This is a genomic window from Paenibacillus alvei DSM 29 (assembly GCF_000293805.1).
Lineage (GTDB): Bacteria > Bacillota > Bacilli > Paenibacillales > Paenibacillaceae > Paenibacillus_B > Paenibacillus_B alvei.
In genome coordinates this window covers 306433-321704 of the sequence record NZ_AMBZ01000005.1, presented here as the reverse complement: position 1 = coordinate 321704, position 15272 = coordinate 306433, and the positions used below count along the sequence as shown (strand labels likewise).

Genomic DNA, 15272 nt, shown 5'->3' with positions numbered 1-15272 from the left:
GAACATAGTATACACGGAAACATTTCTATAAGGTGATAAAAAGAACAATGATGTTACAAAACACGCCCAAATAATACCCGTTTGTTCTTATATATGTAAATTAATGTCTGTAAAGTAGCATAGGTCAGCAGATATAGTAAATATAGAAAAAGGAAACATAGATAAGGCAGGGGTACATGGTAATGGTGAAGGATGTAAAGAAGCTGTTCATAAGCATCACTATAATGATTGTTTTTATGATTGGGACAAACTTGATTTACGGGGACAAAGCACTTGCTCAAGAAGGGCAAAAGGAATCGCAGCAAGTGTTTATTAACTTGTCTACAGATGCAAAGAAAAACGATTACATATACGATGCTGACGGAAGATTGATCGCTGCTTTTCAAGCAGATGGCACTTATATGTCTTATATCTATGATTCTAACGGAAATCAAATCAATCGAAAAAAAGGGAGCCAGACAGCACAGCCAACAATCAATTTGTCGGCTCTATCCTATGAGATCTATATAAGAGGGACGTAGTAATGCTGAACAGGTATATTTCCCTACTTGGACTGATCGTAATGGTCAAGATGATATTGATTGGATCAAGGGAACGAAGGTGTCTAATGGAGTATGGAAAGCGACTGTTTTTTTCAAAAATCACGGTATGGAAACAGGCTCTTATATTACTCATATTTATGATGGGGATCGTATGGTTGCATCGACAATCGTGAATGTGGGCTTTAACGTGAAAGTGCGCAGTCCAGAAAAAGCGTCATTGAAGGACGAGTCTTATGATATTTACATTGATGGTGTAGGCTCCAATGTGAATGAGGTTAGGTTTCCGACTTGGACAGAGGCAAATGGCCAAGACGATCTGGAACAACCTTGGATTAGAGGAGTCAATCAAGGGAACGGTACATGGAAAATAACGATTCCATTCAAGAAGCATAATTATGAGACAGGAAAGTATATCACACATATTTATAGCTTTGACAAATATGGAAACAACATGATGCTTGGCGCGGCAGAGGTAAATGTGACAGGTGGAACTCAGTATCCAATCGAGACGAATCTATCTAGTGTGTCCTACGATATTGCCATTTATGGTCTGGATCAGAATACGCAGAAGGTTCAGTTCCCAACGTGGACAGCTCTTCATGATCAGGATGACTTGAAATGGATTGAGGGAAGTAAAGTAGCGAATGGAGTATGGAAAGCAACTGTACTTTATAGTGAGCATAATCAGGAGGCGGGCAGCTATATTACCCATATCTATGCGGATGGGAAATTTGTAGATGGTTTTATCGTTACGGTTCGCGGTAACAACGTTCAACTTAGAGCTCCGCAAGAGGTGAAGAAAAGCGATGGTTCATATGAAATTTTTGTAGAAGGAGTTCCTACTAGCATCAATGAAGTCAGATTTCCAACATGGACGGATCACAATGGACAAGATGATCTTGAACATCCATGGATGAAAGGGGAAAAAGTAAAGCCGGGTGTATGGAAAATCCAAATTCCTTTCAGTAAACATAATAATGAATCAGGTACATACATTACGCATGTCTATACGGTTGATCAATACGGAAATATGATGGCCGTAGCATGGGTGCATGTTCAGGTAATGGATTGAAAAATTTAACTGGAATCGGGCATTACATCCATTGAGATTGAAAGCGAAATATACAAAACACCAGCCATCAATTCAAATTTAATCTACGTGTATTAACGATATGACAAGGAGGTTTATGATGAAGAGTAAATGCATATTGTCACTTTTTTATGTGCTAGGCGTTGGTATATTGCTGTTTCCGCATAGTGCCCAAGCTTTATCCTCACAAGAATATATGTATAACGCTTCTAATCACTTGGATTCCGTAAATGAATCCAACGGGAAGCATGTGAAGTTTATCTATGATAAGAATGGAAACGTGGTTAGGAGAATTGTAGATCATAATTTATTAAGGAATGGAGACTTTGAGGTAGTCGGAGATGGGGAAGTTGCATCAGGGTGGAAGTATTGGAAGTCAGAAGGAGCCGTTGGAACCTATCTTATAACTCAGAGTTCGATATCATCCGGGCAATACGCGCAAAAAATCGATGCTCAGAAAATTCCGAGTGGCGCAATGAATATCTATCAAGATGTTCAAGTGACTCCAAACCAAACATATAGTGTAAGTGGTAGATTGTTAATCGAATGAAAAACGCAGACTTTTATGTAGCCATTCATTATTTTGATCCAAATTACAATCTGGTTGGCGCAGAGACCCCTTTTTACATATGGAACTCCAGCTAGTTGGTTTACATTTACGGGGGAATTGACGCCACCGAAAGGAGCAGCAATTGCGAGAATTCATTTCCACTTGCAGGAATCTGCTGAAAATGGTTACGGAACAATCTATGTAGACGCACTGAAAATGATTCAAGGCGCCGCGACTGATCTGTTGTATAATTCGTCCTTTCAAGAAATCAAAGCAAAAGAATCGACTTCGGCTGGATGGTCGGTATGGAAATCTGAAGGAAGCGAAGGAAATGTATCTAGCGTCGATGTAGCGCCGAAGCAGGGGCAATCTTCACAATTCATTGATGCAAGAAAGATGCCAGGTGGAGGCATTAATTTCTATCAAGATATACCTATTGTTCCAGGGGTACATTATGATCTCTCAGCAGATGTGAAGATTGAAGAACTTAACCATGCATCGTTATCATTTGCTCTACATTATTTTGATCAACATTATAGATTAGTTGGAGCGGATACACCTGCCCATGTTAATAAACCTATAGACTGGACGAGATTGCAGGGACAATTTATTCCTCCTCCGAATGCGACTTTGGTGCGGATACATTTCCATCTAAGTGAGACCGGAACAAGTGGAAAAGGAAAGGTATACATTGCAAATCCGAAATTAAAAAGAATATAGATTCAACAAAAAATGAAGTAGGAGGAAATGGCCTTGAAAAAATGGTTGTCAATGATTCTTGCATGTACGCTATTGTTCACAAGTATACCTATTACATCAGCACAAGACTCTCCTAAGTCTGCGAACCAAACATCCAATAGAACCGTCACCTCTAGCGTATACGGCGCAAATGAAACCTTATCGGACTCAGATGAGCTAATCACCGTCACCTCGATTACGGAAATGTTTGGCGTAGCAAGGGATTGGGTAGTCAATGAAATCGTGAAAGGCTACCAGCTTCATCATATTTATCAAGGGCTGCTTCTTCAAAAGCAGGGCGGATCGTATGAGCAATTTATGGAACAGCAGTACCCCTCGCTAGTTACGGATCCCCTACATGCTCATAATGCAAGTGTAACTGCTGCCGTATATGGCCCCACCTCTGTGACGGATCAAGTATATGGAGGAGAAGATCCATTATCGGTTACCGATCTAGTATACAACACCCTGCGTCGAGCGAAGAGATCGCTAAGCGACGATAGTCCATACGACAAGGTCGCGCTGCAGCGTGCACCGATTCGCTTGGATCAAGCTCCGTATGCGGTCGGTTCGGAAAGCGACCATATTTCGACCGTGGACGCTTCCTTGCGCGTGGAGACAACGGATCTGGTCATGCCTGGATACAACGGTTTAGATTTTGCGCTGCGACGCGTATACGACAGCTCTCGAGCCAAGAACGATATTACTTTCAACCCGGAAAGTTATAAGGAGAATATCACGAAACATTCAACCGATGAAGAAGGCAGATTCAAGCTCGGAAAAGGGTGGATTTGGGATATCTCCTATTTCAAAAGAGTAGACGGACAGATGTACCTTTATATTTCCGGCTTGGGCACTTACCGAATAGATGGATCTAACATTGTGGGGTATCCTTTTCATGATCTGAACTTTTCCGAATCAGAGAATGTAAAGATAGGAAATGAAAAGTCTGCGTATGAGCTTGCCAATTATAAAACAGGGGTACGGCAATATTTTAATGCCGTGGGCGACTTAATTCTAATAAAGGATAAAGACGGGAATTATATTCAATTTATCTATCACGGTACAGAACTAGGTATAGTAGTGACGTCAAACAGTTCAAGAACCGGTGCCAATGCTATGATTTTTACGTATAATCCCGATAATACAATTGTCGTGGAAAGCGGAGGTCGGACAGTTGTCTATAAAAAGCAAAGAGTGACCTCTATTAAAGGAGAATCCGTCCTGGAACAAGATCTGCTGACGGAAGTCATCGATCCGATGGGACGATCCACCAAATACGATTACAGCGTGTGGAAAGACCTTTACTTCAACTTTGCCAGGGCTTATAAAGATTTTCGCAAGGATGGACAATCCGATTTAATGAGAATGAAATGGGGGAGAAACGATACCATCGCTTTAAGCGTAATCGAGCATCCAACGAAAGCAATTACCCGGTTTGCATTCGATACTCCGGTATTCCGTAAAATCGGGGAGTATGCGGAAGAGGAAACGATTCGCTATAAAACGCGTCGGGACTCCTATAGTTCGACCTCCGGAACGCATCAAAATGAGTTGGTTTTCACGTTCAATAACGGTGATGTAGGGGAGAAGTTCCAAGATAACTCTTTCTCGGTGGACGTAACGGACGGTCTGAAAACAACGACCTATGTATATGACAAACGATATAATGGGAGTGACGCCCCATCGAGTCTATATTTGGAAGAAACGAGGACGCGTACGGATCGTGGGAATGAAGCCCGAACTGTCCGATATCAATATGACAAGGGAATGAGAAACCCGAACCCCATTCGAATTGAAGAGGTTCGAAGCAGCGAGGGGAGAAACTCGGCACCTCGAATTACGACCAGAACGTATGATAAGGAAAATTGGGGATACATCGTTTCTGAAAGGAATCCATTAGGCGCGACAAGCCATTATGAGTATGGGCGGCTGGAATCTCCGAATAAGCAGAAGGGGCTTATCCGCAGCGTTGTCCCTACAGGGCAAAGCATGAACTTGAATACGGAATATCAGTATGATCGAAGTACTGGCGGACTGCTGCAAGTTCAATCCAAGAGTGATCAAGGAACTGTCGTGCAGCAGTTGAATTATGAATATGATTCGATGGGGAACCCGATCACGATACGGATCAAAGGCGACTCCCGGGATACTGTTGTCCAGCAAGAATATGGAAGAATGTTTTTGAACAAGCAATCGGTGAATGTTACGAATGTCGACGGAGCATCGGACAGCCTCGTATCCCGAATGGAGTATAACACATTGACAGGAGATCCGACGAAATACATCGATGGCAACGGAAATGAAACGACGTATACGCATGATAAGCTGGGACGGATGATTGCGGAAATCTATGCGGACGGCACACAGACCGCCGTAGCATACGATGATGCAGCAAACAAAATAACGATTACGTACCCGAACGGACAGCAAATCGAAAAGTGGTTCGACCCATTGGGGAATTTAATCAAAGAAACAAATGGCCGTGGTGGGGTGGCCAATCATACCTATGATCGCTATGGTCATATGATTCGAAAAGGAACCTTTGACGGCAATTGGATGGAGTATGAATATGATGCTTGGGGACGCGTAACGAAAGAAAACTTCATCTATGGTCAAAACCGAACCATCTACGACGATGCCGCCAACACGAAGACGACTTTCGACGGCAGCAATAATGGAATCCGCGAGACGTACGATGTAATGGATCGCTTGATTGCCAAAGAAGAAATCAAACCATCTGGTCGAGCCGTGGTAGCCGCACGGTACGAATATGACTTGGCGGGGAATGTTCAGACTGCCTACGACGGCAATCACAATGCGACAAAATACGAGTATGATGGACTAGGCCGCCTGATCGCCGTTACGGATGCTGAAGGAAAGACGACGCGCTATCGGTATAACCTATCGGGGGATATGGTCGAAGTCAAGTATGCGGACGGAAATACGGTTGAGAAACGGTATGATGAAATCGGCCGACTGCTGCAGCAGATCGATCCGAACAAGCAAAGCAAACGCTTCTACTATGATGCTAATAGTAATGTCGTAAAAAGCATAGACAGAAAAGGCCAAATCCAACAGTTCGAGTACAATAACCGCAATTTCCTGACTGCGGTCATTGCTCCGGACGAGAGAATTTCGTACAGCTACGACGTAACGGGCAAGCGGACGGCAATGACGGATCAGACGGGAACGACAGCTTATGCCTACTATCCAACAGGTGAACTGGCATCGATCACTTATCCGGATCAGACCAGAATCAATTACGATTATGAAGTCAGGGGGCTGCGCACGGAACAGACCGTTGCGGCCGGGGGCTATAAGATCACGCAGCGAATAAGCCATACTAACATCCTGCCGAACCCAACAAGTATGGCCGTCTTAGATGGCAGCGGCTCGCAGCTCACGCAATTTGAATACAAGTACGACGGCTCATATAATCGTTTGGTAGAGTTGAAATCGGCGCAAGGATTCTTGGAGAACTATGCGTATGATGGCTTGAATCTAGCAGGCATTCAGCAGAAGCAAGGAGATGCGCCGCTTAGAAGCTACAGCTACACCTATGATAACAACCGCAACATTGTAGCGAAAAACGACAACGGAGCAGCGTATCAATTCAGCTACGATCCATTGAATCGGATTAAGACCTCAAGCCAGTTCAATGAAGCATATGCGTACGATCAACGGGATAACCGCAGCACCCTGCAAAGCGATCAGGTACCGAACATCAAGGGAGCCAGCTATGCGTACGACAGCCGCAACCGCCTGACCCAAGTAACGACGGAAGACGGCAAAGCCGTCAGCTACCGCTACAACGGCGATAACCTGATGGTAGAACGCACCGAAGGCGGCGTAACGACCCGTTACTACTATGACGATAGAGCGAAGATCGTAGCAGAAGGAAAAGTAGAAGGCAACGGCAGCATCACCATTACCGCATCCTATGTCCATGATTCGAACGGCAAGCTATTGGCACGACAAGTTCCAGGACAAGGCATGCAGTACTACGTATCCAACGGGCACGGCGACATTACTGAGATTCGGGATGCACAAGGCAATGTACTGAACCGCTATACGTACGATATCTGGGGCAATCCATTGGTGCAGGAGGAGCGAGTCCCGAACATTTTCCGCTACTCGGGCGAATACTGGGATGCAGCAACGAATCTGCAATATTTGCGCGCAAGATGGTATGATCCAAGTGTAGGACGGTTTATTAATGAGGATACGTATGAAGGGGATATCAAGAATCCGCTGAGTTTGAATTTGTATACGTATGTAAAGAATAATCCATTGAAATACGTAGATCCGAGTGGACATATTGGGATACCGATGGCACCAACACCTGCAATGACGTGTGCAGCGAGTCCGGGGCATTGCGAAACGATTCTAAAAGCACAGGCCGAAGCAGGTAAAACATTGTTAGTTGAAGGAGCCAACTTTTTAATACTGGATGATGTAAATACGCTTTTAAATCCTGATGGCTCTCTGAATGAAAAAGCCCTGACTGTAGCATCATTTCTGCCTTGGGGAAAAGTATTAAAAGCAGGTAAAGTTGGATCTAAGGTTAGTAAAGCAGCGAAATCACTTGCAAAGTGTAATTGTTTTACAGCAGGGACAAAGGTATTAACAGACGAAGGGGAGAAGAATATCGAAGACATTGAAGTCGGAGATAAGGTTCTTTCCAAGTCCGATGCAACCGGAGAAGTGGAATACAGAGAGGTCGTAAAGCTGTTCCAAAAGCAGGCAGATGAAGTTTATTACGTCCATATCGGTGATGAAGTCATCGAAACAACTGGATTACATCCATTTTGGCTTGATGAAAAAGGGTGGACTCTCGTACAAGACCTAAAGGTTGGAGATTTGCTTGTCTCAAGTGATGGTACTAAACTGGCAATAGATAAGATTGAGAAAGCGCCGCGACAAACAACGGTTTACAATTTCATGGTCGACGGGTATCATTCTTACTTTGTATCTAACCTTGGGATTTGGGTGCATAATTGTACTATTATCACCGCAGGCAAGAACTTCAAAGACCACTTTATTCGACATAAGGGCATTTTAGAGAATGCTCTTGGAACAAAGTACCCTAAATATAAGACACACGGCGATGCATTCTTGAGTGATATTGGCAAAATAATTGACGATGGAACAGTATCGTTTGTGGGTAAGGGAACTTTGAAAAAAGATGGTGAAGTGTTAAATATTTATAGAGGCAATGGTATGACAGTTGCTACTAAACCAAATGGAGAGTTTGTTACTCTACTAGAATCTGGTAAGGGTATGGACTTAAACATTCAGTTTGTCCCTTAATGAAGGAGAGATTATATGCTCGAAGAACTTGTTGATATCTTTAAGAGCGGCTCAATTCAAGATATTTACTTGCTTGGTTTTGTAGATATTGAAGATGGAGTAGCGGATTTTTGTCCGGATATGCGTTACTATTATTTCGAAGTGGGTGAGAAGTATATTGAACTTGAATCAATTAACCAATACTCAAAACTAAGTGTGAGGATAGTTGATTCGATTCGATATCAATTTGAAATTGACGAGGATATGTTGCCGTGCAAGACGTCGGTAAGTCAAATAATATTGACTGACTCGATGTCTGCCAAAAATACTGTGAAGAGTTTCGTTATTAACGGTAGGGAGTCTAGTGACAATAATCAAATTGTCTGCAACAGCCTTCAATTGAACCTGGATAATGGACAAGAATTGTTTATTGACCCATCTTTTTATTATGGTATAAACATCGGTGGGGCAGAACAAAGGAAGTTTTGGAATGAGAACCTTGCTGATGGCACAAAGATTGACGAAGTAGTAATTGAAGTTTAAGTTTGCTAAAGGCCTTGAGGATATAAACCTCAAGGTCTTTCTTTTACCCCTACCCAGTGCCGAATGAATCGGGCGGCTACGTTCAAAAGAACTTAACCCTCATCATCCCCGTATAATATTCCTCTAATATGTCTGTACGCACATAAATGCTTGAATTTTATACCCTAAATAACGGTATTCCGTTACGTTGGACAGGTCGATTATGGTCAGATACCACCATGACTGACCTGTTTTTTGTTATCTTCGCTTTCTCACGGTTTTTTTAAAATGAATTGCAACGGTAAAGTATCTGTTCCGATAGAGAGGGTGAGAAGGAAGGCGCATCTTTTAGGATAGATACCGCCACTATTAAGAGTAGGAGGGGCTAAATAAAGAATTTTAATTTTGACCGCAACATAACTCACCATTCTTGCGATTGTTACAGCGCAAGGAAGAAATCTGCTGACGAGCAGTTGACATATACAGGTAAGGAGGCGTTTCAGACTAGCCGCCTTCCCTGCTTCATGACCGCCATTGGGCGGAACATTCAATAGGGGGCAACGAAAATGAATGACCTATGGTTGATAAAGAGCAACAAAGCCACTAATACCTACATGGACGAGGTAAGTCAGGAAAGCCAATTCACGTCACAGCACAAGGGCTTTACCAAAGTGCCGCATAAAATTCATCGGTGCTACGGTCTGAGTCCGTATGAGAAGCTGATTCTCATTGACCTCATCGCTTATATGAGCGATAAGAACCTTTGCTATCCGACCATCGAAGCGATTGCCCGAAATGTCAATAGCAGTTCAAAAACCGTAGAGCGTCATATTACGGAACTGGCTAGCAAGAAGATGATACTCGTCAGTCAGGGCAAGAACAATACGTATTACCTGCCGAACTATCTCCATTGCCACCCGTATTTGCTGATGAGCGAAAAGACCCATGAGTTTATCGGTAGTGCACGGAAGCAGGTCAATGAAAGAGAGTTGACGCTATGGGTTCAAGGGATAGTGAAGCGTGATGAGTACAAGGCGTTTATCGCTAGACTTCAAAGACTTCATGAAAGACGCTTGCCAATGGACAAAAACGCTGAAAAGGAAATTCTCGACAGCTATGCTCAGTTCCTAAAATCGGAGTCGGCATTACGCTTTCCGCCCGATATGAACGGTCAATAATGTCGAGTCTGTTGTCTCATCAAACTCTCTGTCCTGATAACCGCCATACAGTCTGTTGATGGCTAGAAAACAGGGGCTGTAGACAATGTGTCTACGGATTTGACGCAGAGTCGGTTATGCAAGACTGAGAGTCTGAAAGGCAGACATAAAGTCTGTTGTAGACCGTCAAAGAGTCTCACTAATAATAATCATTAACAAGATTCAATTAAAGAAGAATCAAGCTAAGAATCACTTGAAAAAGAAACAGCAGACACACCGAGCGGCGGTCTGCATTTCAGGGGGATTCTAGATTCTTTTGGGGATTAGTAAAGACGGGCGGATAACTTTACGGATACTTTACTCAAGAGTCAGAGATAGAGTTCCGTCGTCGATTCCTTCCGTCACGTTGGGCGTCTCTCCTAATGGCTCTGAGGGGCGGCACTATTTATCTTCCATGTCAATTAACTCATGGATGTGTACGTTCAAGGCTTTACATATCTGCTCAAGGGTGCTGATGTAAATTCTATCCGTTGTTCCCCTGCAAAGAGCATTTATTATGCCGGGACGCATATCGACCATAAGTGCAAGTTGACGTTGAGAAATATTTCGTTCGTCTAACAGTTCCTGCAATCTAATCTTGATTTTCATAGCATACTTTCCCCCAACGGTATATGAACCACTATATTCATGATTTACGATAAAACACATTGCGTGTGACGCTGTAACGTCATATAACAGTTGTGTGACGTTGTAACGTAACGGAAATTGTGATTATCGTAACGGAGGGGGAGGAAACAGCATGAATGTCATCGGTTACGTCAGAGTTTCAACAAGTGGACAAGACAAAGACAGTTACAGTTTAGCGTACCAACAAGATGAAATCCGCTCCTATTGTCAGGAGCAAGGATGGAACTTGCAGGACATCTTTACGGATGAAGGCATTAGTGGAGCGAAGGTGGATGAGAATGCTCTTGAAGTGGACAGAATCGGCTTTCAGAGCATGTTAGCCGCCCTAGCTACCCGGAGACTATGATGCTGTTGTTGTCCTGAATACAAGCCGTTTATGGCGGTCTGACATCGTGAAAGTATTGGTTCATCGGGAGTTCAAGAAGTACGGCGTAGATGTGAAAAGCATCGAGCAACCGACTTATTCCATCCATAAGAAAGACCCAAGCGATTTCCTAATCAATGGACTTATGGAATTGCTCGACCAGTATCAGCGGCTAGAAATCGCCCTAAAGCTAGGCAGAGGACGCAACAAGAAAGCCCAAGAGGGCGGCTACGCAGGTGGACGGGTGGCATTTGGCTACATAGCCCGTAAAGGACAGAAAGCAATTGAAGTGAACGATAAGCAAGCCCAGGCAGTAAAAAGGCTCTTTGACATACGGGAACAGAACCCGAATTGGTCTTTATCGGAAATCGCATTTCAACTGAACCAAGAAGGCTTTACTACACAACAAGGCAAGCAGTTCACGAAAGTACAAGTCAAACGGATACTTGACCGTAAAGCACTTTATGAAGGTCAGTATCAATATGGCGGCATTACCGCAACAGGATTACATCAAGCCATCTTATAGCGATTATAGAGGAAGAATGGACACGCTTACCCTTCAATGTATCCCTTCGGGAGAATACTAAACAGACGATGCGGCTATTCTTTTTCCCTAATCGCTATAAGCGGCCAAGGGGATACTCACCATGAGACATCGCAAGGAACAGTTTATTTATGTAGGCGTTGATTTACATAAGCGGACGCATACCGCTGTTGTCATTAACTGTTGGAATGAGAAGCTAGAGGTCATTGAAATTGAGAACAAGCCATCGGCTTTCCCTGCGGTGGTAAGTAGGTCAAGAAGCATGTTCAGGAAGGCATGACAGTTGTATTCGGACTTGAGGATGTGGGCGGCTATGGAAGGTCATTAGCCGTTTACCTTGTCGAGAATCATTTCCTAGTCAAAGAGGTCAATGCCGCTCTTTCCAACTGGAAGCGTAAAAGCTATGCCATGACGGAGAAGCATGATAGTTGGGATGCAGAGAACATTGCCAAGCTGTTGCTTGATGAACTGGACAGGTTGCCAAACGCGCACCCACAAGACGATTACTGGATTCTGAAACAGCTTGTGATGCGGCGTTACAGCTTACGGGATACCCTGGTCATGCTCAAGAATCAGCTTCACACGCAATTAAGCTACAATTATCCAAGTTACAGCAAGTTCTTCTCCGAGGTGGACGGGAGAACAGCTCTAGCCTTTTGGCATGAGTATCCTTCCCCATATTTGCTTGAGGGGGTCACACTAGAAGACCTTACGCTGTTTCTTCGTAAGAATAGCAATAATGTCTGCTCTACCAAGAAAGCAGCCCTCATCATAGAAGGCGTTCAAACTGACGGGAATACGAAGCGGAACGGTCAGGAGCATCGGGATTTCCTAGTCCAAAGCCATGTGAACCAAATTCGTGACGTTCATCGTGAAATGAGCGATGTGGAGAATCATATTCGAGACATCATGCAGAAACTTGAATTCAAGCTGAACACGTTTACGGGCATTGATGACGTGACTGCTTCGGCAATCGTGGCGGAAGTCGGAGACATTGCCCGTTTTACCAGTGCTGACAAGCTAGCCAAGTACGCAGGGCTTACGCCAAGCCAAATGAGTAGCGGCGGCAGAGGCAAAGACCGCAACCAAAGGCAGGGAAATCGAGCGTTAAATAAGATACTATGGGGATTAGCAGTCAGACAAGTTCAGACCGCTAGAAACTCTAAGAAGCCGCTCAATCCTTTATTCCATGCTTATTATGAAAAGCGGCTCAACGAAGGCAAAAAGAAGAAGCAAGCAATAATCTGCATCATGCGAAAGCTAGTAAACATCCTTTACAGCATGATAAAGAACAAAACCGAATACCGTCTTACCGCTTTACCTGAACGGGCGGCAAGCTAATGATACAATGGTGGTAGCGGAAAAACAGTTGCCACCTTCTTTATTCCCTGAACTAAGTTTATAACTAACGAAGGGGAGAAACCTATCGAGGAAATCGAGGTAGGGGATAAAGTACTTGCCAAGTCTGACGAAACAGGAGAAGTGGCGTATAAAGAGGTCGTGGGGTTGTTCCAAAAACAAGCTGACGAAATTTATTACGTCCACATCGGGGATGAAATCATCGAGGTTACGGGTGAGCATCCGTTTTGGTTGGATGGTAAGGGATGGACGTTTGTTAAAGACTTGAAGGTTGGCGACTTGCTTGTTTCGAATATCGGTACTAAACTAGCGATAGATAAGATTGAAAAAGAGCCGCGAAAAGCAACAGTATATAACTTTGAAGTTGCAGATTTCCATTCTTACTTTGTATCCAACCTTGGTATTTGGGTTCATAACTGTGCGTTGCAAAATGTATACAAATCCATTAAGGAAGCGCCACTATACCCAAAAGGTTTTTCAGGTGCTAAAAATGGAACGGTGAAGAACAAGGTTAACAATACAGAGTTACTTGAAGAATTACGAGGAGTTGAATCTGGCACTTGGTACAAGATTTACAAGGATGGTGTGGATGCAAACGGAAAAAATATCTATCCACTATTTCCAAAGTCAATCTAGTCAAGTGTTTAATGTAAAAACTAAAAGTGGATGGAGTAACAAGTCAAGTCAAATGCCTTGATAAAGGAGTGATATATTGAATTTACAAATTAACTTGGAGCAATCAGAAGAAATCCAAAAGTTTTTATGTATATTAAATCTCGGAATGCTCGATTCTTTACTTGAAGGGGCGGTAACTTTTGAAGATGCATATAACTATCTATACCGACCTTATGTAGCACAGCTTCTAAATGAAAATGATGCAAATAAGGCAATAGTCGAGTTGTTTGAAGAGTGCTGCATGTTGGAAGATATACATGATATCGCCCCCGAAAAGCTAAAAGATTCAATTACATTGAAAAAGAAAGAAACAATAGCTTTACTTAAATCCATATCTAGTTCAGCGGAGGAGCCAAGGTATTGGCTCAACAAATTTGATGAATAACTCAAAGAACTTGGGGGCGGAAATCCTCAAGTTCTTTTTTATGCCCCACCCAGTGCCGAATGAATCGGGCGGCATGTCCCGAAAGAACCTAATCCTCATCAACCCCGTATGATATTTTTCTAATACGGTTGTGTGCACATATAAGTGTTGAAAAATATCCCTCTTTATGACAAACCTCCTTCATTGTCATAACTCCGAAATCATCAGATACCACCATGTTTTGATGAAAAAACCTTACCTTCGTTTTTTCACAGTTTTTCCGAAATGTATTGATGCTGTAAATAAAATTGCAATGAACAGTCCTCCCAAACTGATAGAGAGGGCGAGGAATATAGCAACTTTGAAGATACATAGTCCGACTATTAGGGTGTGGAGTAACACAAAAAATAATGGCGGCAGGAAAGAATAAGCAGCAAGCTATTGTATGTATTATGCGTAAACTGGTAAACGTCATCTATTGCTTAATGAAGACCAAAACAGTTTACACGATTCCATAATTACCCATTAAACAAGCAAGTTGATATAATAATGTTGGGCGGTAATTGGAAAAAAGTAACCGTTCTTTTTATTGAAGTACGCTTTATTAACTAGGATACGTATGAAGGGGACATAGGAAGTCCTTTAAGTTTGAATTTGTACACGTATGGTAATGCTAAAGAAGTACCATTACTAGATGATCCACTATTTTATGTTTTTGATGGTACTTTTGCACTTGCCTACAAAGGTGTAGCTAAGTTAGCTGCAAAGACAATGGGTAAGAAAAGTGTTGATCAGACTACAGAGTATTTATTAAAATTGGATTTGCAGATGTTTTCAAAAAATAAGTTTCCATCAGGCTCTATGAGTGGAAAAGATGTAGTGAAATTCCTGAAAAAAGACGGGTTTGATGTTGTAAGTCAAAAAGGTAGCCATGTAAAATTAAATGGACCAAATGGAGAAGTTGTAATTGTTCCTGTTCATGGAAATAAGGGTCTACCTGTTGGTACTCTTAACAGTATTCAGAAGTAAGCAGGTTACAAATAAAGGAGAGCATATGGAACATAAAATATATAAATATTATGCAATATTTGATTATGCTGATGACGGAATTAACGTTACTTTTCCAGATTTACCAGGATGTATTACATGCGGATATACAACAGAAGAAGCATCTCTGAAGGCAAAAGAAGCCGTTATGCTTTATTTGGAAGATATGAGTGAAGAGAATATTCCAAAAGCAACACAGATACATCCTTCGATATTAAAACCTTCGGAACAAGTGTTTTTGATAGAAATCCAATTGTAAGAAATATAAATGACCTTGACTGGCTTTCATGCCTGTCAAGGTTTTTTCTTGGTTGGTGCTACCCAGTGCCGAATGAATCGGG

Annotated in this window: 11 protein-coding genes and 3 pseudogenes; 13 read left to right on the top strand and 1 reads right to left on the bottom strand. The window is 42.7% G+C overall.

Going from position 1 to position 15272, the window contains the following annotated elements; all coding sequences use genetic code 11:
• Window positions 1-182 precede the first annotated feature (182 nt).
• The 7 genes from PAV_RS34250 (at window position 183) to PAV_RS18300 (ending at window position 9912) form a co-directional block, all read left to right on the top strand.
• Window positions 183-521, top strand: coding sequence for an RHS repeat domain-containing protein (locus tag PAV_RS34250; RefSeq protein ID WP_040736139.1), 339 nt, complete (start codon window positions 183-185; stop codon window positions 519-521).
• Window positions 522-576: 55 nt separating this feature from the next.
• A complete protein-coding gene (locus PAV_RS18325) occupies window positions 577-1614 on the top strand; it encodes a GBS Bsp-like repeat-containing protein (protein WP_238555866.1) in 1038 nt (345 codons plus the stop codon).
• A 118-nt stretch (window positions 1615-1732) separates the two neighbouring features.
• Window positions 1733-2182: a hypothetical protein gene (locus PAV_RS18320; RefSeq protein WP_005548866.1), complete on the top strand. Its 450-nt coding sequence runs from the start codon at window positions 1733-1735 to the stop codon at window positions 2180-2182.
• Between the two features lie 117 nt (window positions 2183-2299).
• Window positions 2300-2902: a carbohydrate binding domain-containing protein gene (locus tag PAV_RS18315; protein WP_040736138.1), complete on the top strand. Its 603-nt coding sequence runs from the start codon at window positions 2300-2302 to the stop codon at window positions 2900-2902.
• Between the two features lie 27 nt (window positions 2903-2929).
• On the top strand, window positions 2930-8233 hold the full coding sequence (locus PAV_RS18310; protein WP_005548862.1) for a polymorphic toxin-type HINT domain-containing protein: 5304 nt from the start codon (window positions 2930-2932) through the stop codon (window positions 8231-8233).
• Window positions 8234-8248: 15 nt separating this feature from the next.
• On the top strand, window positions 8249-8755 hold the full coding sequence (locus PAV_RS18305; protein ID WP_005548860.1) for a hypothetical protein: 507 nt from the start codon (window positions 8249-8251) through the stop codon (window positions 8753-8755).
• A 545-nt stretch (window positions 8756-9300) separates the two neighbouring features.
• A complete protein-coding gene (locus PAV_RS18300; protein ID WP_005548858.1) occupies window positions 9301-9912 on the top strand; it encodes a helix-turn-helix domain-containing protein in 612 nt (203 codons plus the stop codon).
• A gap of 420 nt (window positions 9913-10332) precedes the next feature.
• Here the strand turns inward: PAV_RS18300 and PAV_RS18295 are convergent, their stop codons facing one another.
• The gene (locus PAV_RS18295) at window positions 10333-10539 is read right to left on the bottom strand and encodes a helix-turn-helix domain-containing protein (RefSeq protein ID WP_005548856.1); all 207 of its coding nucleotides are present in this window, start codon (window positions 10537-10539) and stop codon (window positions 10333-10335) included.
• A gap of 151 nt (window positions 10540-10690) precedes the next feature.
• Between PAV_RS18295 and PAV_RS18290 the strand changes: the two are divergent.
• The 6 genes and pseudogenes from PAV_RS18290 (at window position 10691) to PAV_RS18265 (ending at window position 15190) form a co-directional block, all read left to right on the top strand.
• A pseudogene (locus tag PAV_RS18290) lies at window positions 10691-11468 on the top strand (recombinase family protein).
• A gap of 121 nt (window positions 11469-11589) precedes the next feature.
• A pseudogene (locus PAV_RS18285) lies at window positions 11590-12827 on the top strand (IS110 family RNA-guided transposase).
• 51 nt (window positions 12828-12878) lie between these two features.
• A pseudogene (locus PAV_RS37700) lies at window positions 12879-13271 on the top strand (polymorphic toxin-type HINT domain-containing protein); the annotation flags it as partial.
• A 286-nt stretch (window positions 13272-13557) separates the two neighbouring features.
• A complete protein-coding gene (locus PAV_RS18275) occupies window positions 13558-13905 on the top strand; it encodes a DUF3969 family protein (RefSeq protein ID WP_005548851.1) in 348 nt (115 codons plus the stop codon).
• Window positions 13906-14532: 627 nt separating this feature from the next.
• The gene (locus tag PAV_RS36335; RefSeq protein ID WP_005548850.1) at window positions 14533-14913 is read left to right on the top strand and encodes a type II toxin-antitoxin system HicA family toxin; all 381 of its coding nucleotides are present in this window, start codon (window positions 14533-14535) and stop codon (window positions 14911-14913) included.
• 25 nt (window positions 14914-14938) lie between these two features.
• Window positions 14939-15190, top strand: a complete 252-nt coding sequence (locus PAV_RS18265) for a type II toxin-antitoxin system HicB family antitoxin (RefSeq protein WP_005548848.1) — start codon at window positions 14939-14941, stop codon at window positions 15188-15190.
• Window positions 15191-15272 lie beyond the last annotated feature (82 nt).

Coding starts and splice junctions, on each gene's coding strand:
- PAV_RS18310 (WP_005548862.1), top strand. CDS start 2,930: ATGGCCTTGAAAAAATGGTTGTCAATGATTCTTGCATGTACGCTATTG.
- PAV_RS18320 (WP_005548866.1), top strand. CDS start 1,733: ATGAAGAGTAAATGCATATTGTCACTTTTTTATGTGCTAGGCGTTGGT.
- PAV_RS18305 (WP_005548860.1), top strand. CDS start 8,249: ATGCTCGAAGAACTTGTTGATATCTTTAAGAGCGGCTCAATTCAAGAT.
- PAV_RS34250 (WP_040736139.1), top strand. CDS start 183: ATGGTGAAGGATGTAAAGAAGCTGTTCATAAGCATCACTATAATGATT.
- PAV_RS18300 (WP_005548858.1), top strand. CDS start 9,301: ATGAATGACCTATGGTTGATAAAGAGCAACAAAGCCACTAATACCTAC.
- PAV_RS18295 (WP_005548856.1), bottom strand. CDS start 10,539: ATGAAAATCAAGATTAGATTGCAGGAACTGTTAGACGAACGAAATATT.
- PAV_RS18265 (WP_005548848.1), top strand. CDS start 14,939: ATGGAACATAAAATATATAAATATTATGCAATATTTGATTATGCTGAT.